This window comes from Kamptonema formosum PCC 6407 (assembly GCF_000332155.1).
Lineage (GTDB): Bacteria > Cyanobacteriota > Cyanobacteriia > Cyanobacteriales > Microcoleaceae > Kamptonema > Kamptonema formosum.
In genome coordinates, this window is the sequence record NZ_KB235903.1 from 1,448,690 (window position 1) to 1,471,875 (window position 23,186).

The window sequence follows — 23,186 nt, forward strand, 5'->3', positions numbered from 1 at the left end:
GGAAGCGCGATCGCACGGTAAAGGCTTTTTTATAAGCAGGGAGAGATTACAGAATCAGTGAAACTAAATCGCTGCAAGAGTTTCAACTATTTTAACTCATCTTAAGTATTCTTGGTCACTTTGATTATGAGAGCCTAAATCCAGGACAAATTTTTTTGAAATCACATTTTGAACATCGAGGCGGGTCAGACTGACTACCTGTGAGAGGAAATAGTCCAGACTTTATTCCTTCTACGGCTTGTCTAACCTCTTCTCTAACCTGATTCTGATACTCATCGCCAACATCCACTGTAAACCTTTCCTCAACCCCCAGGTTTACAAGCTCTGAATCTGGAGGTTCAGGAGCGAGAAAGTGTGCATCAGCGCCGTTGTCTGGATCGTAACCTAAAGCATGACGAACAGCAGCCGCATACAACCGGAGTTGCCTAGTAACATCATTTCTTCTTTCGCGATAACTTTGAGGATCTTTCTCCCACTTTTGACTTTTAAAATCAACTACACAAACAGGAATTGGATACTCTTGTTGTCCGCCAGAATCTACTATTTGCAATAAATCAATCGTCCCACTAATTAATGCGCCACTTTGCCGATCAACATATTCAAATGGTTTTTCTGCTTCAAAAGCTAATTCAGCACGATCTCTATAGAATTGCCAATACCTAATTATAGACCGTTTAGCAGCATTTTTTAGAGCTTCTAAAGGTTTCCCTCGTGTGTAACGAAGATTAAATTGTCGCTCAACTAAGTTTTCTAAAAAATCCTCTGTAATTGACAAATGTGCCTCTGAATTTTGTGCTATTCTCTGGTGAATTTCAGCTAAAATATTATGAACTTGTTGACCATAGCCAAAATCCTGTTTGACACTGGGCCCAAATCCCATTAAGCAGCGAAGTTTATAGTCGAATGGGCATTTCCAGTAGTAGTTTAAGTCAGAGTATGTTGTGGGGAGTAACTCGGTATTGACTGGGGCAATAGGAATATCACGCCGACGAAATGTTGGATCATTCCCATCTCCTTTAACATAATCATGTGTAATTTCTTTATAAAAATCACTTGGTTTTTTTCTATGCCTATCTTGGCTAGAAATATGTAAAAATTTTCTGCAACGGGTAAGTGCTACATACCAAAGTCTCCGCTCTCCTGCATCACCACCTGCATATTCAGAGCGATCAAACTCCTGTGAAGTTAAAAAAGTTTCTGGCCCCTGATTACGACGGCTGCTTGGAAAGTTGGAACTAGACACACGAGGGACAAAAACAACAGGCCATTCTAAACCTTTGGCAGCATGAATTGTCATAATTTGTACGGCATTAGGTGTGGTAATTTCATCAACTCCACCATCATCAGTTTTACCTGCTGCCCAACCACCTAGAAAAAGGCAAAGAGGAGTGAGATCCCTTGGTTCTATCCATTGCTTAACTGATTCAAATTGCGTCAGAAGGTGGCTAAAGCGCCCTAAATTGTATAAAATATCGTCTGACCAAGGTTGAGTTTCTGCACTAGCTCCCAGTTCCTCAAGCATTTCCTGAAAAATATCTTGTGGGTAGATACGTCTACTAATACCATCGCGCTCTTCTTTTGGTAAACTCTGACGATTTAGTTTTTCACGTTGTTTAGCTATCCATTCCAAAAAGGAAGTAGCATCTGCTTGTGACATTTGCTGTCTGTCACGTAGCCGTCGAACTGTATCTCGAACAAACTCTCTTGTTTTATTGACAGTGAATGAGTGGAATTTTCCAGTCATATCAGTATAAGAAAATTCCCTTTGTGCTAACTGACAAAATGCTGCCTGGACAAGTAAAACTTCATCATGGCTAAATAGACCTCTTGTTCCTTTGACTACAAAAGGTATCCCTTGCTCGCGAAGGGCATCAACGAATACTTGCCCGGAAGAACGAACACTCCGCAGGAGAATTGCCATATCAGCATAGTCTATCGCTCGTTCAGTGCCATCTTTTTCCTCAATTACTGTACCTCGCAAATACTTAATCCGTTCAGCTACCCACGCAGCTTCGGCTTCATCTGAGGGAAATTCCTGCCTGCGAATATCGCCCAGCTCGGCCATGCGCTCCCTAAGAACTACAACATCTTGTTCAGATTGCCAGTACCTAGCAACCATCGCCTTGTTTAGCCGACAGTTAACAGGAAGCTGTCTCACAGCTTTATTAGCAATTTCAACTATTGCGTGAGTGCTACGGAAATTGTTGATTAATTCAATGCGAGTTACATTTGGATATCGCTGTTCAAAAGTTAATATATTTTTGATATCTGTTCCGCGCCAGCCATAGATTGCTTGGTCATCATCACCTACAACACACACTGACATTCGAGTTCCACCGTCTGAAAGAATACGAATCAATTCTTCTTGACGAGGATCAACGTCTTGATATTCATCTACAATTAAGTAACGGAACTTAGAGCGTACCTGCTCTAACAAAGCTGGCTCTGACAAACGAGATAAAAGTTCTCCAATAATTGTATTAAAATCAAAAAAGCAGTTGGGGCGCTCTTGGGCAAGTTGTTTATAACGTTGAACCGCACCACTCAAATGCTCAGTTTGAAGATTTTCTGGGTCAATTCTTTTGAGATGAATGACATTTAGGGTTGTAGTAAACCAATCAAGAGCATCCCAATAACCCTCTCCCCTTATCTGTTGACGAAGCTGATTAAGTCCAATTCCTTTTCCACTATCTTCATAATAATGGTAGTTGGCAGTTATTAGCGCTGCTTGTCGAACATCATCCATTACCTCAAAATTACGGTATTGAGTATCAATTTCTTTAAGTAATTGTAAACAAAAACTATGGATTGTCCCAACATACATATCTCCAAGGGAGGCATCATCTGGGTTAATATCTTCTAAATGACCTCTAATTCGAGTTTTTAGCTCGCGAGAGGCTCTTTCTGTAAAAGTGAAGGCAATAATAGATTGTTTCGATACTCCTTCATCAACCATTTGTGCAATTCGCTTAGAAATAACCTCTGTTTTACCACTTCCTGCACAAGCAATGATCAATAGGTTTCCTTCACGATGTGCAATAGCTTGTTGCTGCTCAACTGTATAATTTAATGTCATTTTCTACCTCTATTTATAGCAATCCTTAAAGAGGGAGCTAGTGCTTCCATTAACTGAACAGGCACAGCATTTCCAATTTGTTCAGTTATTTGAGACTTAGTTCCTACAAATTTATAATCAAGCGGAAATGATTGGAGAATAGCAGCTTCACGAAGAGTAATAGCTCTATCATCTTCTGGATGGGAGAATCGTCCGCGAGTTACATCAGTACAGCCTGTAGTTAGTGTTGGTGCAACATCATCCCAACGCATTCTTCCATAGACATCTCCATGACCTTTATGATTTTTATGGCATTTGAGTTCTAATTCAGGTGGCAATGAAAAACGATTTCCACCATCTTTAGGAATGTGTTGTAAGCGCTTTAGAGCTATGGGCAAATGTGAACTGGCATAATGAAGAGGATCGCCTGGATCTTTCTGCCCTGATTTTAGCGATCGAAGATTACCAATTGCTTGTCTTACTGTAATTCGACTCCCAGTTGGAGTTATAGGTGGGGGTATAATAGGTAATTCAGAATTTAAAACAGCAAAAAGAATACATCTAATACGACGTTGAGGTACACCGTAGTCAGCCGCATCAACTCGAATAGGTTCACCTAATTGATAGCCAAGTTCCAGTAAATCATGTTTGAGTTTATTGATTATTTCTCTATATTTTTCTGTTGCAAGTCCAGGTACATTCTCAAAAAAAATTACCGAAGGACGTAAGTCTCTTGCAAATCTAACAGCCTCAAAAATTAAGTTTGAACGTTTATCTTGTTTTTTGGTACGATTTTGACTGCTGAATGGTTGGCAGGGCGCACAGACAACTAGAATATCCACATCAGCTCCCTTTAAATCATTCTGGCGAATATCCATCGGATCAAGTAATGCAATATCAGACTCATAAAGATTCACGTTTGGATGATTGATTTTATAGGTCTTACATACAATCGGATTATTATCAACAGCAGCTACTACCCTAATATTATGATTCGTTAATCCTTCCGTCACTCCACCACACCCACAGAAAAGATCCACCGCAGTCAGCAATCGCTTCGCTGAATGATTATTATTTCTATCTTTTACTTTTACACTTCTCATGGTTTTTTAGACGCTCATACTCAATAAATTATCAATTAGATTATAGAATACGTATGTACAGACTTTTCTTGATTAATAGTATTTATTGGATCGATAAAGATTCTTAATTAAATTTGCCCACCTTCTTAAGTTTAGCAGCTAACCGCTGGTAAATTACATTCAACCACACTGTTACTACACGGTACTCCTCCGACCAAGTTAGTGTCAATCCCAACTTCTCTAAATTATCTATCCTACCCCACAAAAGACTTCAACATCCAACCAATAATAATTCCCACACCCCCAAACCGCACAGCCTGCCAAAAAGGTTCCTTCAAACTTCCCCAACTAAACAGACTACTTTCCAAATTAAGTTCTATAGTTTCCAATTCCTGCTGAATTTGTCGCAATTCTGCCCCTTAAACTCAGGTAAAGGATTTCGACGTTGCTGCTGACGAATATCCTCCCGTCGATGTCCCAGTTCAACCTGGCGATCGCGATCGCGCTTCACCTGTTCGTAACGTTCCTTAACATCCGCAAGCAATCTATCCACTTCCTGTTCCTTCTTCCTTCTTCCTTCTTCCTCCTCAAGCTTATGTCAAAATAGAACCACTCATCATCCGCTGATATCTCCGCTCTAATTCATCTCTAATTGCAGGCATTTGATTCAACCTTTCATCCTCATCAATCACCCTCTTCGCCGCCTCCCTTGCCAATTCCAAAACCTCTTGATCTTCCACTAAACTTGCCAAGGCAAAATCCGGTAAACCCGCCTGTCTAGTGCCTAAAACCTGACCTGGCCCCCGCAATCTCATATCCATTTCTGCAATAAAAAACCCATCTTGCGACTGTTCTAAAACCTTCATTCGCTGCAAAGCTTCCCCAGCATTAGAACCCCGCATTAACAAACAATAAGAACGATCGCTTCCCCTACCCACACGACCTCGTAATTGGTGCAACTGCGACAAACCGAAACGCTCACAATTTTCAATCAACATCACTGTTGCATTCGGAACGTCAACACCCACTTCTACAACAGTTGTCGATACCAAAATGTGAGTTTCTCTATCCCGGAACTTGGTAATTGCCTCATCCTTTTCTGCACTTGTCATCCGACCGTGTAACAAACCTACTTTAAACTCAGGAAATATCGTTGTCTTTAGTTTCTCCTGTTCCTCAATAGCCGAACGTAAGTCTAGTTTTTCTGACTCTTCTACCAAAGGCAAAACCACATAAACTTGACGACCTCCCCCCACTTCCCGCCGAATCAATTCATAAGCTTGACTGCGTTCTTTTCCCGTCAATATTGTTGTTTGAATTGCCTGTCTTCCGGGAGGTAATTCATCAATTAAACTCACATCTAGATCGCCGTGTAAGGTTAAAGCTAGCGTCCGAGGAATAGGTGTTGCGGTCATCGTTAATACGTGAGGAGACTCGCCTTTTTGCTGCAACTTTGCCCGTTGCTGTACCCCAAATCGGTGCTGTTCATCAATTACAACTAAACCCAATTTATCAAAATTAACTGTATCTTGAATCAAGGCATGAGTTCCAACTAAAACTTTTAATTGCCCCGTTTCTAACTGCGAATGAATTTCTCTGCGTTTCGCTACTTTGGTCGAACCAGTTAACAGTTCAACTGGCAAGTGCATTAAATTTAACCAACCTACTAACTTGCGATAATGTTGCTCTGCTAAAACTTCAGTCGGTGCCATCAAAGCTGCTTGATATCCAGATTGAATTGCTGCTAGTATTGCCACCACCGCTACCACAGTTTTACCCGCGCCGACATCTCCTTGTACCAGCCGATTCATCGGTTCTGGTGATGCTAAATCATTGAGGATCTCATTAATTACTCTTTGCTGAGCATTTGTTAACTTAAATGGGATGATATTATAGAAATTATTCAGCAATTCCCCATTCGGAATTAGCACTGCACTCGCTTGAGCTTTGCGGTGCATTTGGCGGCGTTTTAACAGTCCTAATTGTAAATAGAAAAACTCATCAAAAACTAAGCGGCGACGGGATGCTGACAGACAATCTCTATCTAGAGGAAAATGAATATTACTAAGGGCATCGGCTATCCCCATTAAACTATAGCGATCGCGCAAACTTTCAGGTAAAGACTCTTGTACTTGCTTAACCGCCGGTAAAGCCGCAGCCATCCCCCGCCTCACCACCCCCGCATCTACCCCATCCGTCAAGGGATAAACAGGTACTAACCGCCCCACCGTAGCTGATTCTATCGTGCCACCGTCGGAGTCGAGCACTTCTATTTCGGGATTTTCCAGCGTTACCCCATATTTCCCTTGCTTCACCAACCCCGAAGCCGCTACTACCGCACCCACTGGATAATAACGCTTTTGCTGTTCCTGCCAGCCACGATTGCTGTAGCGATTGCCATGAAAAAAGCGATTCAGCTTGATTTGACCCGTCCGATCCGTTAAAATCAGCTCTAGAATCGTCAATTTATTGTTTTTTGGGCTACTAAAGCAGTTGCAGCGCTTCACAGTTGCCACTAAAGTCACAGTTTCTCCCGCTGCGAGTTCGCGGATGCTCACTTGCCGAGCATAATCAATGTGATCGCGGGGATAATAGTATAATAAATCGTATACAGTTAATAACCCCAATTTGCCTAAACGATTGCCATTGTTCGGCCCGATACCTGTTACACGGTTTAGAGGTTGATCGAGAGAGAGGCTTGGTGGTGGAGGGTTTTGACTCAGCGGCGCAGTTCGGGTATTGGGTACTGGGGAAGAAGGAGTATATTCCGGTGTCTGTTCTCTCACTTTCTGTCCGATACCAAAGTTCTGGTGTTCGCAGACTCGCTGGACTTGCATGAGAAAACGCCGTGTTTCAGCGACAAGAGATTGGCGCTCTTCTAGTTCCATTTCAGGATAACTGACAAACTGCGCCGCCAGATGCAGACATCGGTTGCGATCGCTAAACGGTATGATATCAGTGGCTTGACTCAAACTCAGACTTAGAAAGTCACTGAAGCGGTGTTGAGAACCTTGTAAGTCAGTAAATCCACGTTCCGCCTCTACGGAGAGAGCTTTTTGCAGTCGCACCCAATCTGGTTGATCCGTCATCATTATTATATAGCTAGGGGCTAGGGGTTAGGGGCTAGGGACTAGGGAAAGAGATGGGGAGGATGGGGAGGATGGGGAAGGGATTACCAATTACCAATTAACAATTACCAATTACCAATTACCAGTTAAGTAAATCCACCTAATTAAACATAAGATCGGGATGGCTAAAAAGCTGACTGTATAAACATTCTTCCTTCTCTCCTAGATAACTAAATTTTTCTTCCTTCTTCCTTCTTTCTTCTTCCTTCTACTTATTATCCTTCAAACCAACAGGCTCGCCAAGCAGATTCGGCCGCAACTATGGTATACTCTCGCTGTTTTTTCTGATAGTCGCGCCTCACTGTGTTTAACCGCACGGAAAGGTTGCGAATTTGCTGTCGCCAAGCTGTCGCGCCTGCATCGGCAAATTCAATTTCAGATAAACGCAGATTAATCGCCGTGATGTGAATTGCATTAGCGCTGGGAGCACCTCCTAAACCTCCAAAACTGCCTACTCCTAACTCTCCTAAACTTTCTTCATCCTCCGATTCTACGGTTTCAATTATTAAGTTTAATAGGTTAGGTGGCCCCGCGATCGCATCCCCAGAGGTATCTGCGTTAACAGCGGCTTCTAAAATCGGTTCAGGTAATTGGTTGGGCAAGATTCCTGAGTTTTGCAGTAAGCGGTTACTATCGCGAGAAAGGCTTTTGAGGGTATTGCCGATCGCTTTTTCCAGTTTCTCCTGCCACTGCAATAATTTGTCTGCGGATTGGGGACTGGGATTTTTTGAGCTTTGAGTTTTGAGATTGCTTCCTTCCATTCCCAACGCTAAACTCTGTGGGTAGGCTACGCGAACGGGGTTTTCAGTTTCGCCTTCACTAAATATCTCCTCTCGCCGCGAATCTCCTTCGCTTTCTGCGAATTGGTTATTGTCCTCTTCTTCCCATCCTTCTTCCTCATCTTCATCCTCATCCTCATCCTCATCCTCTCCCTGTTCCTCCTTCAGTAGCAATTGCAACTTTTCAGAAGTTGCGATCGCCAACTTCCGCAACGACTGCTGCATTTTTTGCCGCTGATTGTAGGATAACTTCAGAAAAGGTTCTGGATATCCCTGAGTACAAAGGTAATAACAAGCCAAAATTAACTGCTGACTCGCCGCTTGTCCCAAGGCATTTAAATAACCGCTGTAGCTATTTGCCAATTCCGAACCGATGTTTGCGATCGCTTCTTCCAGTACCCCTATTTCCCGCTCAATTCGCTCACTTGCTCCAGACATACACTAATCTTAACTGGTAATTGGTAATTGATAATTGGTAATTGGTAATTGTTAGTTGTTAGTTGTTCGTTGTTAGTTGTTCGTTGGTAATTGGTAATGGCTAATTACTCATCTCCCCCTTTCTTCCTCTTTCCCTAGCCCCTAGTCCTGAGCATCCTAGCCCCTTCTTTGGTAATTTGTAAATTGAAAATAGTGCCTACCAATTGAAAACTGCATATAATATAACAACTAAAAATTAAAAACTAAAAACAACAGTAGCTCCTGTTAATTTTTAATTTTTAATTTTTAATTAATTATTTGGTTCCCATTTGGGCGGCAACTTCATCAGCGAAATTGCTTTCTACCTTCTCAATACCTTCGCCCAATACAAACCGCACAAATCGGCGTACTTGGACGTTTTCGCCCAATTGAGAGATAGTTTGTTTCACCAACTCTTCCACCGAGATATTTTGATCCCGAATAAAAGGCTGATCCATCAAAGATAGCTCTTTCAGACGCTTATCAATTCGCCCTTGAACAATCTTTTCCTTAATATTTTCTGGCTTATTGCCCAAGTCATCCTTACCCATTTCAACTGCCTTTTCCTTCTCGACAATTTCAGCGGGAATGTCTTCAACTTTCACGTATTCCACATTCGGACAAGCTGCAATTTGCATGGCAATATTCCGCACCAAAAGTTGAAACTCCTCGCGGCGGGCGACAAAATCTGTTTCACAATTAACTTCCACAAGTACGCCAACACGGCCTCCCGTATGGATGTAGCTACCTACTAAGCCTTCAGAGGCGACGCGGTTTGCTTTTGTAGTAGCAGAAGTAATCCCCTTTTTCCGCAGCCACTCAATTGATTTGGCTATATCTGCGTCATTTTCTACTAGCGCTTTTTTGCAATCCATCATGCCAGCGCCAGTTTTTTCCCGCAGTTCTTTAACAAGTTTTGCTGATATTTCTGCCATCTCGCCTACCTTCCTAATCAGAATTATTTATGAGTATAAGACTTACGCATTCTAACGGTGTAGCAAGGCTTTGGGATTGCTTCGGAAGCCGAGCAATGACATAATTACGTTGTCTATGCGTAAGTCTTAGAGTATTGAGTTATACCAATTCCTCGATTTACAGCTACAGATTTGACCCCCCTGTAGTCCCCCCTTAGCAAGGGGGGACGGCGAAGCCGGGGGGTAGAGATTTGTAGTCATAGTTTTAAGAATTGGTATTAAGCACTGATAACTTTTCCTTTGCAATGCGAAGGGTTAAAAGCAATTGCCAATTGCTAATTACCAGCGACCAACTCAAATACTATTATTCAGCTTCAGCGTCTTCGTCGGCCTCTGAATCTGGGATGTCGAGCTCTTCCAACTCGCCAGCTTCGTAGTCGTCTTCACCACCTTCGTACTCTTCGTAGTAATCTTCTACTTCGCTTTCGAGCTGACCGTGACGACCTTCATAGATGGCATCAGCCAACTTACCTACTATTAGTTTAATCGAACGGATAGCGTCATCGTTCGCTGGAATGGGAATGTCTACTAAATCGGGATCGCAATTTGTGTCTAGCAGCGAGACGATGGGAATCCCTAACTTCTGGCATTCTAAAACAGCATTGTATTCCCGGCGTTGGTCTACAAGTACGACTGCATCAGGAATCTTACGCATGGATTTAATCCCGCCCAGATATTTTTGCAGTTTTGCCAATTCCCGGCGCAGCGTTGAGGCTTCTTTTTTCGGTAGCAAATCCAGGGCTCCGGTTTCTTCGCGGCGCTCTAAATCTTTTAGGCGCTCAACGCGGGATTTAATTGTTGTCCAGTTAGTGAGCATTCCTCCCAGCCAGCGCTGGTTGACGTAGTAAGCGCCGCAGCGATGGGCTTCTTGAGCGACAATACCGGCGGCTTGGCGCTTAGTACCGACAAACAGAAATTTTTTGCCTTTTTCAGAAGCCTCTCTCATGTACTCATAGGCATCTTCCATGAGCTGAGCGGTCTGTACTAGGTCGATGATGTGAACGCCATTGCGCTCGGTGAAAATATAAGGGGACATTTTGGGATTCCACCGGCGGGTTTGGTGCCCGAAGTGAACTCCTGACTCTAACATTTGAGCCAAACTGACGACTGACATATTTTTAACTCCTGATTCGGGTTAATCCTCCATCCAGCCGTATTTCTGAGGTTTTAAGCCTCGGAAACACCCGAAAACCTGGATGTGCGAATTTACACAACTTTTCTAGGATATCACACTTTACAATTCTTTAGTCCTACAAAAGTGATCTTTCTCATAGCCGAAGATGGTAGTCAGCGATCGCCCACCCTACAACTTGGGTGCGATCGCTCTTTACACAGTTAACAGTTAACCGTTAACCGTTAACTGTTAACCCTTAATTAATTCCACTCCATCCCGTCCATCCAAATCTTGAATGTAAACCTTAACTTGTTCTTCCTTAGCAGTCGGCAACTTTTTACCCGTAAAATCAGGGTGAATTGGTAACTCTCGATGGCCGCGATCGACTAACACAGCTAACCAAATTATTTCCGGCCTACCATACTCTGTCACCGCATTCAAAGCCGCGCGAATTGTCCTACCTTTATATATAACGTCATCAACCAGCACCACAATTTTGCCACTGAGATCGAAAGGAATATCAGTTCTTGCCGGCGTGCGGATCGCAATCTGATCTAAGTCATCCCGGTAAAAAGTAATATCCAGAGCCCCCACAAGCACTTGCACTTGTTCGAGCATCTCAATTTGGGTCGCCAACATCTGCGCCAAGGCTACACCTCTAGTATAAATTCCTAACAATGCCAAATCCTTGGGATTGCCAGATTTTTCTACAATCTGGGAAGCGAGGCGATTGACAGTGCGGCGCAGTTCTTCCGAAGATAAAATTTGAACAATTTTAGTCATTGCTTGCTGGGAGTTGGCGATTGACTGCAAAACTGGCCAGCAGTCAAAACACAAAGAAGAAAGTATAAAGCAAAAATGATAATCCCAACCAGATCAGAAAGCAATATCTGGTCAGTTGTAAAGCTTGATTAATTTTTTCCGGCGCGATCGGATCGATCGCTTCGCCTAAAAGCGGTTTATTTTTGAGAACCCCCCGATAGGAATTAGTACCTCCCACCTGGACACCCAAAGTTGCTGCATAAACGCATTCACTCCAGCCAGAGTTAGGACTAGCATCTTTAATGGCATCTCTTTGACATATCCGCCAAACATAGCCCGGTTTGCCAGATAGAAAAGCTAACGTAATTACAGTTAAACGGCAGGGAACCCAGGTAAGTAGATCGTCAAGTTTGGCACTGAACCAGCCTAAATCAGTTAAGGGTGCTTCTTTATAGCCAACCATAGAATCTAATGTACTTGCTGCTTTATAGGCGATCGCAAAAGCCACCCCCAAACAGAGACACCCTTCACTCGCTGCAAACATCCCACCGCTAACAGATAATATATAACTCGCTCCAACCCCAACTACCCCATAAAATAGCGGAGCCATTACCCCATCGACAGCATTTTCCGTTACAGTTTCTAGTACCGCCCGTAGAATTTCTGGCTCCGATAAATTTTCTGTATCCCTGCCGACATAAAAGCTCAACCTTTGCCGTGCCTTGACTAAATCCCCCTCATTTAAAGGATGTAGCACATCTTGTGCGGCAGCCCTTAAACTTTTCCCAGCAAAACAGCTTGCTAAAAGGATACTTTCGAGTGCGATCGCGAAAATAGGGTCAACCCAGTTAGCAACTTGCACCGCTAACCAAACCAAAGTTCCGCTACCAATAACCAGCAAGATCGAGCCTATTGTACCTACCAAGCGGAGCGGTAGGATAGACATCTCATCTGTCGGATTATTCCATATATTAAACACAACTTGAGTGTAGCGATCGATTAGCCAACCCATCACCCGTACCGGGTGCGGCCAACCCCAAGGATCGCCAATTAAATAATCCAAGATAGCAGCCAAAAGTAAAACAGCAGCAGGCACAGCATCAGACAGCAACATCGATAAATTCATCCTCGATCTTCATTTCCGGCATTAAGAATCTTTAACCTTTTTTGTAAGCGATCGTTTAAATGATAAAGCTCGTTTCTTCCCCTTGTACCGCTTGCCAACTGCGAACGTCATAGTATAAGTCTTCAAGGGAAATACTGTAAAGAGCTTCCGTAATCTTTTTGTGCAAACGGTTCCACAGAGAGAATGTCACCCAATCTTCTGCAACAGTAGCATCTGGGGAATGACCAGCTAAAGGTTCAATTGTTTCACCTACAGCCTCTAAGATTTGTCCAAGAGAGATCGAAGCAGGTCGTCTTGCCAATTGATATCCTCCTTGAGTGCCACGAACTGATAGAACTAAACCAGAACGCCGCATCTCAATCAGCAATTTTTCTAGATAAGGTGCAGGTAACTCTTGTCGGCTTGCGATCGCTTTCACAGAAGCCGGCCCGTAACCAGGTTGCGAGCTTAGATCGAGTAACGCCTTCACACTATAGTGTCCGCGAGTGGTTAACTTCATTGACAGTCAGATATGGGGCAAATATTTAGCTAGCTGATAGCTCATAGCTTACGCTACATAGTTGAGAGATTGCTTCGACTCGGCAGCTACTCCTTAAGAAAGACTCGATATTATCTAAAATATTTTTAATCAAGTGGTTAACTATTTAGCAGATCGGTGTAATATAGTTTTACGACCAGCTATAAAGCTAAAGTTTCTTGGTCATAGCAAAAGTAAGCCAAGAAAAAAATCGTACACCTGTAGTTGACTATTTCGGAACAGAAGATGGCTAAAAAGAAAAGTATCGAGCCCCTAGAAGGCGAAGCTCTCATCAAGAAAGTTAAAGAGCTAGAGAACCTTACCAAGGAAGAAAAGGCAAGAGCCTGTGGCTACTACACCGTTACCAAAAACGGCGTAGAACGGGTCAACATGATGAAGTTCCTCAATGCTCTCATTGATGCTGAGGGTATTCAGCTTGATGGTAAGCAAAATGGTAATGGACGCGGCGGACGGTCTGCTAGCTATCGAATCAGCGTTCAGTCTAACGGTAACTTACTGATTGGCGCAGCCTATACTAAACAGATGGAACTTCAGCCTGGAGATGAGTTTGAAATCTCTTTGGGACGTAAGCACATTCACCTGCGGCAAATCGATCGAGAAGAAGAAGAAGCAGTCTAAGCTTCATTCTCTAAAACTTCCCTCATCGCCCCTGAAAGTGTACGGCTTGTATAAATGGTGGCAATGGCTGGATAACGGCCACTGCCAGCGCTTATATTATTGTCCTAAAATACTTAATTTTATTCTCCGCTACATCGTTACTAGGTGAGCAGGGAAGTTTTCATACAACTGTTAGGAATGCCTGCCAAGGTTGGCCTATGCTTAGCAATGGCTATCTTTTCACAGGCTTTATAGCAGAACTTGAGAGGCAGCTATACTCAAATATTTAGCAATCTATAGTATTTCTCACGTAGATCGGCTAAACTTGCTAATTATTAATTGCTAGGGGCGGATCTCACTTGCTTGAGAAGCGCTATAGAAAGAGACAAGGATTTAACGAGCCAGAAGAGATTAAGCTTCTGGGAATGTTAGCGGTTGCATTTTTACGGACTCGCACAATATTTATATGTCATGGGATGTGAAACGAAGCGATCGCAGTATTTGGAGATGGCTTTATAAAGTCAAGCGCTACACGCAGGCACTTGTCTTGGCAATGACAACCCAACACAATGACAATGGCGATCGCCATCACAGCAGAAATTAGCAGCCACTAAGTAAATCTATCTAACGGGACTTAAACAATAAGTTAGCGATCGGCATGGTAAAATCAACTTAGTTGCCGCTTTATTTTAATTACGCTCAACATACAAGTAAGGTGAGCATTGCCCACCCTACAAAAACTTCTATTTCAGATCGAATTCAAAATTGCTAAGTAGTCGGACAAAAATAAACGTAGCCATGTCATTGCGAGCGAAGCGAAGCAATCGCAAGGAATTGAGGTAGTTTCGCACAGCAAACAATGGCACTATTTATTTTTGTCCAGGTACTTATACCACTTCTCTAAAAGTTTGCTACAGTTTGGGGTAGGGGCGGGTTCGCGATCAAATTTGCCACCCACAAATAACATTAATAAACCCGCCCCAAGACTGTAGCATTAATTTAGAGAATTGGTATTACCATCTAAGGAATCGCCACAGAACGCAAAAGGCGATCGATAATAGTCTTAGAACGCCGTCCTCCCGCCGGAATCAAGCGGTGTGAAAGTACATGGGGTGCGAGTTCCTTCACATCATCAGGAATAACATAGTCCCGTCCCGATAGAAACGCCAAAGCTTGCACCGCCCGATGCAAAGCCACAGCACCGCGAGGACTTACACCTAAAGTAATTTCCTCATCTTCCCGCGTCGATCGCACCAAATTGACAATATACTCCTTCAACGAATCCTCAACCTTTACACTCGCGCACAGACGGCGCAACTCTTGAATTTCATCCAAACCAAGACAAGGTTGTAACTCCTCAACCGCAACAGCGTCAGAAAGCCGTTGTAGCATTTGCAACTCTTCTGAAGACTTAGGATAGCCCAAAGTCAAAGACAACATAAAACGATCCATCTGCGCCTCTGGCAGAGGAAAAGTCCCTTGATACTCAATCGGGTTCTGAGTAGCAATTACAAAAAACGGGCTAGGAACAGGGCGAGAAACTCCATCTACCGTTACCTGCCGCTCTTCCATCACTTCTAGCAAAGCAGACTGCGTTCGCGGCGTAGCGCGGTTAATTTCATCCGCTAACAGCACGTTTGCAAACACTGGCCCCGGCAAAAATTCAAATTCACCGCTGCGGGGATTCCAAATATTAGTCCCAGTTATATCCGTCGGCAATAAATCGGGAGTACACTGAATCCGCTGAAACTTGCCAGCGATCGATCGCGCCAGAGACTTAGCTAATAGGGTTTTACCCACACCGGGAACGTCTTCTAACAAAGCATGACCCCCGGAAAGCATCGCCACCAATACCAACCGAATACTATCCGCTTTACCGACAATAGTTTGACTCAGATTTTGCTTGAGCCGTTCAATACGATCTTTCATAATTACTAATTGCTAAGTGCTAATTTTTATTGCTCATTCCTCTAAACTTATGCAGCCTAGCCCCTAACTATAAGTGCTAAGCAATTAAAAACCTCCTAATCACCTTGTGGGTTACTATACAGCAACTTTCTGGCAAATGCACAGTCAGACTGAATTTGAGCCTTTAGCGCTTCCAGAGAAGGAAACTTTTGTTCAGGCCTCAAAAAATTTTCTAGGCTTACATTTAAGGTTTTGCCATACAAATCCCCAGAATAATCTAACAGGTGAACTTCTACAGTTGGACTAACACCTTCCACAGTGGGACGGCAGCCAATATTCATCACTCCCAATATTGGAGGATTAAAACTTTTAGGCGTGAGGTTTATTGTCTTAGGTCTAAGCTTAAATTTTCCTGCGCCTGAAGCCTCTTCCTCAGTCTCTTCTTCGAGAGTAACTCGGACAGCGTACACGCCAAAACGGGGTAAAAATTTTTCTGGGGGTAGCTGGAGATTAGCCGTTGGAAATCCAATAGTTCGACCAATTTTTTGACCTTCAATAACTACTCCACCTACGCTATATGGACGGCCTAACAATTGGTTTGCCTTCTGGAGATTGCCATTTTGGAGAGCGTCCCGGATTGCCGAACTGCTGATCCTTTCTCCTGCGTAAGTGTAGAGTGGTACGAGGGTAACGTCAATGCCATAAGTAGCAGCGATCGCAGCTAAATCTTTAGCTGTCCCGGTTCGTCCGCGCCCGAAGCAGAAATCCAACCCTACACTAATTCGGGTTGCTTCCAATTGCCGCACTAAAATTTGTTCAACAAACTGTTTTGGAGTTAGCGCCGCCAATTCTTTATTAAAGGGCAACAATACCAGTTGCTCAACACCCATAGACCTCAGCAGAGCTATTTTTTCTCTTAACGGCGTTAACATTTTTCTGGGTTTGCCGCTAAAAAACTCTTGGGGGTGGGGGCTAAACGTCACCACTGTTGCACAAGCAGGTTCTAGTCGGTCGGATTTGTAGCCTTTGTAGTTGACTTCAGCTACAGGTGGCGAAATAGCTAAACGATCGTCATGAAACGTCCGAGAAAGAGGTCTAGCCAACTCCCACATAGGCCCTAAGCCTTCATCAAGGTCAGGGCTCGATCGTACTGACTCTTGTGGGGGAATAAGCATCGGGGCAAGCATTTGTGCCCGATTCAGGATTGGCAGCACGACTTGTTGGTGCCCCAGATGCAAACCGTCAAAATTTCCCAAGGCAACGGTAGTAGGAGTCAAAGCAGCGGTAGAAGAATAAGTTACCCACACGCTTAACATTTTGACATATTTAGCCGTTACGCGATCGCTACGCCTCTAAATCAATTTAAAATTGACATTGGTAGACGAAGGATAATAACTTTACCCATCAAAGCCATACGGCATTTAGATTTTTGAGCGGCGGATTTTAGCTGCGACACCCGATTTAAAATTTAAAATCCGCTATGCAGACACCTTAACTTCCGATTGTACGGACTCCTCAACAGCACCATTAGCCGGAGGCACCAACTGGATAGACAAACCTTCCCGTGCCATCAGGCTATCAGGGAATTTTTGGGCAACCTGCTCTCCGATGCGATCGAGAAAATCGTCATTATGCAAAGGGTCATGGTGAAAAATCACCAGCTTTTTGACATTTGCGGCCTTAGCTACCTTCACCGCTTCTTGCCAAGTCGAATGTCCCCAACCAACTTTTGGCGACTTCTCGGAGTAATATTCTTCATCTGTATAGGTAGCGTCGTAGATCAGCACATCAGCATTCCTAGCCAAAAACAGCACATTTTCATCCAAGCGATCGGGAAAATGTTCTGTATCCGTGACATAAGCTGCTGCATATCCTTGCCAGTTCACGCGGTAGCCCACAGCTTCCCCAGGATGGTTTAACAGAGCATTTTCGACTTTAATATCGCCGATTTCCACTGGTTGGCCAATTTCGATATCGTTGAACTTGAGGTCAGCCCCCATAATTTGCAACGGTACTGGAAAATTGGGGTGAAGCATTTGGTCATTAAGCCGCTGCTGAATAGTAGCCCCATTGGGAGCTATAGCTCCGTGAATGCGAAAAGAATTGCATTTGACAAAAGCAGGGACGAAAAACGGAAACCCCTGGATGTGATCCCAGTGGGAGTGAGTGAAGAACATATAAGCTTCTACGGGCATTTGGGACAGGAGACTTTGCCCCAGTACCCGCAACCCCGTACCGCCATCAAAAATCAGGCGGTGAGTCCCCACTCGCATTTCTACACAGGGTGTATTGCCGCCGTAGCGCACTGTTTCTGCCCCTGGAGAGGCTATGCTGCCTCTAACGCCCCAGAAGTGAACCGTGAATTGGTTTTGCATACTAGACATGGGTTTTCCTGCAAGATTTCTTAGGCGATCTATCGGTAAAGTGTTTACATCTCGGTAAGGTATGAGCCATCAAACCCAGGATCTCTGGCGTTAGAGTGAAGCGCAACCTTGCAATGTGCGCTTGTCTCGGCTGCAAGACGCAAGCAAAACTATTGGGCTTGATAACTGAGTTAAGAAATTACAAGGTAGACTGTTGAAGTCTGGAGCGCAAGTATTTTCCCGACTCTTCACTAGCCTAACCTCCCTAGATACACTTTGGGGAAGAGTGTGGCAAGAAAGGCTGTTCTTCTGCTTTTGTCTCCCCCAGAGAGATGCACTTGCTACCAGCTCTCAAACGAGATCCCTGTTGTGAGCAACTGAAATTTTGGTTAATTTAAAAAGCTTAGCAGTTCAGAGCTATTCTTTACACTCTAGTAACTTTATCATCAAATTTAATGACCCGCAGGCAGAGTAATCCTGTGGTTGACACTCCCACCCCTCAAGGGGATGGGATTCTTTGATGCTCGCGGTGCGGTCAAATTCTGTCACCAAATTCTGTCACAGAGCTTTAGGGCAAAACGCGCTGTGGGACTGCTTACCCTTCTTCGGGGTAAGGAAGCTGAATTTGATATTAACAGAGCGTTACCGAAGACTTAAGCAACCGTCACATCCGGTGACAAGTAAATATCCTGAATCGCGTGAAACAATTTTACCCCTTCTTCAAATGGTCGTTGAAAAGTTTTGCGACCCGAAATTAATCCGCAACCTCCAGCGCGTTTATTAATCACCGCCGTGCGAATTACTTCGGCAAAATCATTCTTACCAGAAGCACCCCCAGAATTAATTAAACCCATGCGACCAGCATAACAATTCAGCACTTGATAGCGGGTTAGATCGATGGGATGATCGCTGGTTAAATCTGAGTAAACGCGCTTGTCGGTTTTCCCGTAACTCTGACTGCTGGCTTGAGCAACAGCCTCATAGCCGCGATTGCACTCTGGCAATTTCTGCTTGATAATGTCAGCTTCAATCGTCACTCCCAAATGATTTGCTTGACCAGTTAAATCGGCCGCAATGTGATAATCTTTATCTTGTTTGAAGATATCGTTACGGAGATAGCACCACAAAATTGTTGCCATTCCATATTCGTGAGCGAGTGCAAAAGCTTGGCTGACTTCTTGAATTTGCCTGGTGGATTCCGGCGAACCAAAATAAATTGTAGCACCTACAGCCACAGCTCCTAAATTCCAAGCTTGTTCTACAGAAGCAAACATCACTTGGTCGAATTGATTAGGATAAGTTAGCAATTCATTGTGATTAAGCTTGAGAATAAAGGGAATTTTGTGAGCGTATTTGCGAGAAACACTGCCTAAAACTCCTAGAGTTGTTGCTACAGCATTGCAGCCAGCAGATATTGCTAACTTGATGATATTTTCGCTGTCAAAATAGATCGGGTTTGGTGCAAAGGAAGCTGCCGCAGAATGCTCAATTCCTTGGTCTACAGGTAAAATGGACAAGTAGCCAGTGTTAGCTAGACGGCCGCTAGAATAGAGTTGCTGAAGAGATCGTAGAACTTGCGGAGAGCGATCGCTGTGACCAAAAATCCGCTCTACCCAGTCGGGACTCGGAAGGTGTAACAAATCTTTGGAAACTTTCGCCTTATAGCTGAGCAAGTATTCAGCTTCATCACCTAGTGAAGTCTCGATTAAATTAGGAACTGATAGTGTAGCGGTCATAAGGTTTGCCCTAAATACTTCAGTTTCAGGCTTTGCCTTTAAAGACACTGCCTTAGTAAAAATTTTAACGAAAATTCCTCGATTTTCCCATTCCTTACCCTTAAAATTTTCTAAAAAACTATATAACCTTAATTTGATTTTTCCGTTGATTGTTTTGGTAGAGATAAATATTAAAGCACAATTGGATATTAAAAATAATAGTTACTCTCAAGTAAGGTAGTAATAAAAAAGGTACGAATATAACTAAAAGTGACTGCGTTCGTAAACTCTCTTCCCTAGAAACTACTTTTACAGTTTACAAGCGATCGCCCTCCAAACCTCCTTACTAAGGCTAAGACGCGCTACCCTGTAATAAGCAGTGCGCTCTCTGGCAGCTCAAGCACTAGCTATCCTTTATTGTCTCATACCCTGACAGTCCCGATGTTGCATTTTTTCTTTGATTCCGAAACCAACGGCCACAAATCCTTCGAGTTACCTGGTGCCCGCCCCCACTATAACCCAGATCGCCCTGGTCAAGTTGAGCATATTTTCTTAGACTTGGTGCTTGATATTCCCAAACATAGCTTTCATGGCACTTGCAGCATCCGCCTTAACCCAGTACGCAGCGGTATTGACAAATTGACTTTAGATGCTGTCAACTTAAAAATTAAATCGGTGAAAGTTGCTGAAAAAGCACAAAATTTCGATTACGATGGCGAACAGTTAGAGGTGCAATTACAATCGCCAACAGCAGCAAATATTCCCCTAACAATTGATATCGCCTACTCAGTAGAAAAACCCCAACGCGGACTCTATTTTGTCGGGCCAGACAAGCACTACCCAGACAAACCATGTCAAGTTTGGACTCAAGGCGAAGACGAAGACTCCCGCTTTTGGTTTCCCTGCTTCGACTACCCTGGACAACTCGCTACATCAGAAATCCGGGTACAAGTTCCCAAGGAATTTATAGCTATTTCCAACGGCGAATTAATTGACACAAAAACGGAAGGTAGCGATAAAATTTATCACTGGTCGCAACAACAAGTTCACCCCACTTACCTAATGACTTTAGCTGTGGGAGATTTTGCAGAACTTAAAGATGAATGGCAAGGAAAACCCGTAACTTACTACGTCGAAAAAGGTCGCGAAGCAGATGGTCAGCGTAGCATGGGTAAAACGCCCAAAATGATTGAGTATTTCTCTCACACTTACGGCTATCCTTACCCTTATCCTAAATACGCTCAAGTCTGTGTAGATGACTTCATTTTTGGCGGAATGGAGAATACTTCTACCACATTGCTAACAGATAGATGCTTGTTAGATGAACGAGCCGCGCTCGATAATCGCAACACAGAAAGTTTAGTTGCTCACGAACTTTGTCATCAATGGTTTGGCGATTTAGTAGTAATTAAACATTGGTCGCACGCTTGGATCAAAGAGGGCATGGCTTCCTATTCTGAGGTAATGTGGACGGAATATGAATATAGCAAAGATGATGCTGCTTACTACCTATTAATGGAAGCCCGCAACTATTTAGCTGAGGACAGTTCGCGCTACCGTCGCCCCATTGTTACTCACGTTTATCGAGAGGCAATTGAGCTTTATGACCGACATTTGTATGAAAAAGGCGCTTGCGTCTATCACATGATTCGGGCTGAATTGGGAGATGAATTATTTCTGCAAGCTGTTCAAACGTTCGTGCAGGATAACGCTCATAAAACTGTAGAAACAATAGACTTGCTAAGAGCAATAGAAAAAGCTACTGGTCGCAATCTGTTATTTTTGTTTGACCAATACGTTTATCGCGGCGGTCATCCTGACTATAAAGTTAGTTATGCTTGGGATAATGACAGCAAGTTAGCCAAAGTTACGGTGACGCAAACGCAAGTAAAAGAGGGGAAAAATGGCAAAACCAATGGCAATGGCAATGGCAATAGCAAAGATTTATTCGACTTGAAACTACCCCTGGGATTTGGGTACACCCAGCAAGAAGGTGAAACAACTAATTCATCCGTAAAAACTTTCACTATTCGCGTCCACGAACGGGAACAAAGTTTTTACTTCCCCTTAGAAGCCAAACCAGCTTTTATCAGCTTTGATGCTGGCAATAACTTCTTAAAAACTGTTAGTTTAGAGTATCCAGTTGCTGAACTAAAAGCTCAGTTGAAATTCGATCCCGATCCAATTTCGCGTATTTATGCAGTTCATGCTTTGGCGAAAAAGGGAGGTTTAGAAGTCGTGAAAGCGCTATCAGAAGCTCTCAAGAACGATCGGTTCTGGGCTGTGAGGTTTGAAGTAGCTAATCAATTAGTAGAGATTAAACTTGACCAAGCATTTGAAGCTTTAGCAATTGGTCTGAAAGATAAAGATGCTCGCGTTCGCCGCGCTACGGTGAGTGCTCTTGGTAAAATTAAAACTCACGAGAGCTATAAGCTGCTAAAACCGATAGTAGAAAAGGGCGATCCTAGCTACTATGTGGAAGCCGCTGCTGCTAGTGCTCTTGGGGGAATCGCTGCGGCAAATGCCGATGAAAAGCCATCAGACGAACAGGTCATTAAAGAGTTAAAATCTGTTCTTAAGGAACGCGAAGGCTGGAATGAGGTAGTACGATCTGGTGCGATCGCAGGTTTGGCCCAAATGAAAACCTCTGAAGATGCACTAAACCTGATTTTGAAATATACTGCTGCTGGTACTCCTCAAGCTTTACGCTTGGCAGCTATTCGCTCAATTGGTTCTATTTCTAGTGGTCAAACTCCTGCCAATTTAGAGCGGATTTTGCAGCGGTTGGGAGAACTCTCTAAGGAGACTTTTTTCCTGACGCAAGTAGCTGTAGCTGTAGCATTGGGGCAAATGGAAACGCGCAAAGCAATACGCATTCTACGTTCTTTGGCAAATCAAACTCCTGATGGTCGAGTGCGTCGGATTGCGGAGGAAGCAATTCAAAAGGTGCAGAAAAATGTAGGTTCTGATGAAGCTGTTAAACAGTTACGAGAGGAACTAGATCAGATGAAGAAAGAAAATCAAGAATTGCGGAGTCGTTTAGAGAATTTAGAGGCGAAAGCTAAAAAAGATTAGTTGTGTAATTTGTAACGCCCCCTCTAGGTTGTTCTTTACCCCCCAGAGGGCGGCGTTACGAAATAATTACTGAGTTCATATCGATCGATAGTTATGGCTATAAATCGGAAACCACCTCTATTTATTCAACAATCAGGCGTTATTCCCTATCGTATCCTCGATGGGGAAATAGAAATCATGGTGATTACTTCTTCGACAGGGAAACGGTGGGTGATACCGAAAGGATTAGTTGAACCTGACATGACACCGCAAGACTCTGCTGCAAAAGAAGCTTGGGAGGAAGCCGGACTAATCGGTAATGTTTTGCCTACTTTACTGGGAACTTACGAATATCAGAAGTGGGGACGTATTTGCCGAGTTGAGGTATTTTTACTGCAAGTAGAAATAGTTTTAGAAAGTTGGCCGGAAGCTAAAAAGAGAAAGCGAGAATGGGTCAGCCTTGCTAAGGCAGTAAAACGAGTTGAGGAAGCAGAACTTAAACGAATTCTTACAGATTTAACGAGTATGTTATGAA

The 23,186-nt window shown here is 43.5% G+C and carries 19 protein-coding genes; 5 read left to right on the forward strand and 14 right to left on the reverse strand.

The genetic code is table 11. The annotated features are described in order from the left end of the window. Positions 1–124: 124 nt before the first annotated feature. From OSCIL6407_RS0111270 to rpsB, 7 genes are all read right to left on the reverse strand, one after another. Positions 125–3,076 (reverse strand): ATP-dependent helicase, encoded by a 2,952-nt coding sequence (locus tag OSCIL6407_RS0111270; RefSeq protein ID WP_007356544.1) that lies wholly within the window; start codon positions 3,074–3,076, stop codon positions 125–127. Continuing rightward, positions 3,073–4,158 (reverse strand): DNA cytosine methyltransferase, encoded by a 1,086-nt coding sequence (locus OSCIL6407_RS30585; protein WP_007356545.1) that lies wholly within the window; start codon positions 4,156–4,158, stop codon positions 3,073–3,075. The genes OSCIL6407_RS0111270 and OSCIL6407_RS30585 overlap by 4 nt, the downstream gene beginning before the upstream one ends. A 355-nt stretch (positions 4,159–4,513) precedes the next feature. After that, complete coding sequence (locus OSCIL6407_RS37045; protein WP_007356548.1) at positions 4,514–4,690, reverse strand: hypothetical protein; 177 nt, start codon at positions 4,688–4,690, stop codon at positions 4,514–4,516. A gap of 40 nt (positions 4,691–4,730) precedes the next feature. Beyond that, entirely contained in the window at positions 4,731–7,229 is a 2,499-nt protein-coding gene (gene recG, locus OSCIL6407_RS0111285) for an ATP-dependent DNA helicase RecG (RefSeq protein WP_007356549.1), read from the reverse strand. A 251-nt stretch (positions 7,230–7,480) separates the two neighbouring features. Further along, positions 7,481–8,482 carry a hypothetical protein gene (locus OSCIL6407_RS0111290; RefSeq protein WP_007354729.1) on the reverse strand — a complete coding sequence of 334 codons (1,002 nt, stop codon included), beginning with the start codon at positions 8,480–8,482 and terminating at the stop codon, positions 7,481–7,483. A 293-nt stretch (positions 8,483–8,775) separates the two neighbouring features. Next, positions 8,776–9,435: a translation elongation factor Ts gene (gene tsf, locus OSCIL6407_RS0111295; RefSeq protein WP_007354728.1), complete on the reverse strand. Its 660-nt coding sequence runs from the start codon at positions 9,433–9,435 to the stop codon at positions 8,776–8,778. A 343-nt stretch (positions 9,436–9,778) separates the two neighbouring features. Beyond that, complete coding sequence (rpsB, locus tag OSCIL6407_RS0111300) at positions 9,779–10,588, reverse strand: 30S ribosomal protein S2 (protein ID WP_007354727.1); 810 nt, start codon at positions 10,586–10,588, stop codon at positions 9,779–9,781. Positions 10,589–10,672: 84 nt separating this feature from the next. Here rpsB and OSCIL6407_RS35330 point away from each other — a divergent pair, with 84 nt between their 5' ends. Then, positions 10,673–10,813: a hypothetical protein gene (locus tag OSCIL6407_RS35330; RefSeq protein ID WP_007354726.1), complete on the forward strand. Its 141-nt coding sequence runs from the start codon at positions 10,673–10,675 to the stop codon at positions 10,811–10,813. A gap of 24 nt (positions 10,814–10,837) precedes the next feature. Here the strand turns inward: OSCIL6407_RS35330 and pyrR are convergent, their stop codons facing one another. Genes pyrR through OSCIL6407_RS0111315 form a run of 3 tightly spaced genes read right to left on the reverse strand, consistent with a single transcriptional unit; the run spans position 10,838 to position 12,975 of the window. Then, complete coding sequence (pyrR, locus tag OSCIL6407_RS0111305; protein WP_019487233.1) at positions 10,838–11,371, reverse strand: bifunctional pyr operon transcriptional regulator/uracil phosphoribosyltransferase PyrR; 534 nt, start codon at positions 11,369–11,371, stop codon at positions 10,838–10,840. A 43-nt stretch (positions 11,372–11,414) separates the two neighbouring features. Then, positions 11,415–12,476 carry an adenosylcobinamide-phosphate synthase CbiB gene (gene cbiB, locus OSCIL6407_RS0111310; protein ID WP_007354724.1) on the reverse strand — a complete coding sequence of 354 codons (1,062 nt, stop codon included), beginning with the start codon at positions 12,474–12,476 and terminating at the stop codon, positions 11,415–11,417. 55 nt (positions 12,477–12,531) lie between these two features. Then, complete coding sequence (locus tag OSCIL6407_RS0111315; protein ID WP_007354723.1) at positions 12,532–12,975, reverse strand: Rrf2 family transcriptional regulator; 444 nt, start codon at positions 12,973–12,975, stop codon at positions 12,532–12,534. A gap of 264 nt (positions 12,976–13,239) precedes the next feature. Here OSCIL6407_RS0111315 and OSCIL6407_RS0111320 point away from each other — a divergent pair, with 264 nt between their 5' ends. Continuing rightward, positions 13,240–13,632 (forward strand): AbrB family transcriptional regulator, encoded by a 393-nt coding sequence (locus OSCIL6407_RS0111320; protein ID WP_007354722.1) that lies wholly within the window; start codon positions 13,240–13,242, stop codon positions 13,630–13,632. 445 nt (positions 13,633–14,077) lie between these two features. Next, positions 14,078–14,215 (forward strand): hypothetical protein, encoded by a 138-nt coding sequence (locus OSCIL6407_RS35335; RefSeq protein ID WP_007354721.1) that lies wholly within the window; start codon positions 14,078–14,080, stop codon positions 14,213–14,215. 416 nt (positions 14,216–14,631) lie between these two features. Here the strand turns inward: OSCIL6407_RS35335 and OSCIL6407_RS0111325 are convergent, their stop codons facing one another. The 4 genes from OSCIL6407_RS0111325 to OSCIL6407_RS0111345 all read right to left on the reverse strand — a co-directional run bounded on the left by OSCIL6407_RS0111325 (position 14,632) and on the right by OSCIL6407_RS0111345 (position 19,618). Next, entirely contained in the window at positions 14,632–15,540 is a 909-nt protein-coding gene (locus tag OSCIL6407_RS0111325) for an AAA family ATPase (protein WP_007354720.1), read from the reverse strand. Positions 15,541–15,635: 95 nt separating this feature from the next. After that, positions 15,636–16,835 (reverse strand): bifunctional riboflavin kinase/FAD synthetase, encoded by a 1,200-nt coding sequence (locus OSCIL6407_RS0111330; protein WP_007354719.1) that lies wholly within the window; start codon positions 16,833–16,835, stop codon positions 15,636–15,638. A gap of 162 nt (positions 16,836–16,997) precedes the next feature. Beyond that, positions 16,998–17,903: an MBL fold metallo-hydrolase gene (locus tag OSCIL6407_RS0111335; protein ID WP_007354718.1), complete on the reverse strand. Its 906-nt coding sequence runs from the start codon at positions 17,901–17,903 to the stop codon at positions 16,998–17,000. 632 nt (positions 17,904–18,535) lie between these two features. Continuing rightward, complete coding sequence (locus OSCIL6407_RS0111345) at positions 18,536–19,618, reverse strand: class I fructose-bisphosphate aldolase (RefSeq protein ID WP_007354716.1); 1,083 nt, start codon at positions 19,616–19,618, stop codon at positions 18,536–18,538. A 420-nt stretch (positions 19,619–20,038) separates the two neighbouring features. On the opposite strand from OSCIL6407_RS0111345, the gene OSCIL6407_RS0111350 reads away from it, so the two are divergent. Continuing rightward, the gene (locus tag OSCIL6407_RS0111350; RefSeq protein WP_007354715.1) at positions 20,039–22,672 is read left to right on the forward strand and encodes a M1 family metallopeptidase; all 2,634 of its coding nucleotides are present in this window, start codon (positions 20,039–20,041) and stop codon (positions 22,670–22,672) included. A gap of 93 nt (positions 22,673–22,765) precedes the next feature. Next, entirely contained in the window at positions 22,766–23,185 is a 420-nt protein-coding gene (locus OSCIL6407_RS0111355) for an NUDIX hydrolase (RefSeq protein WP_007354714.1), read from the forward strand. Position 23,186 lies beyond the last annotated feature (1 nt).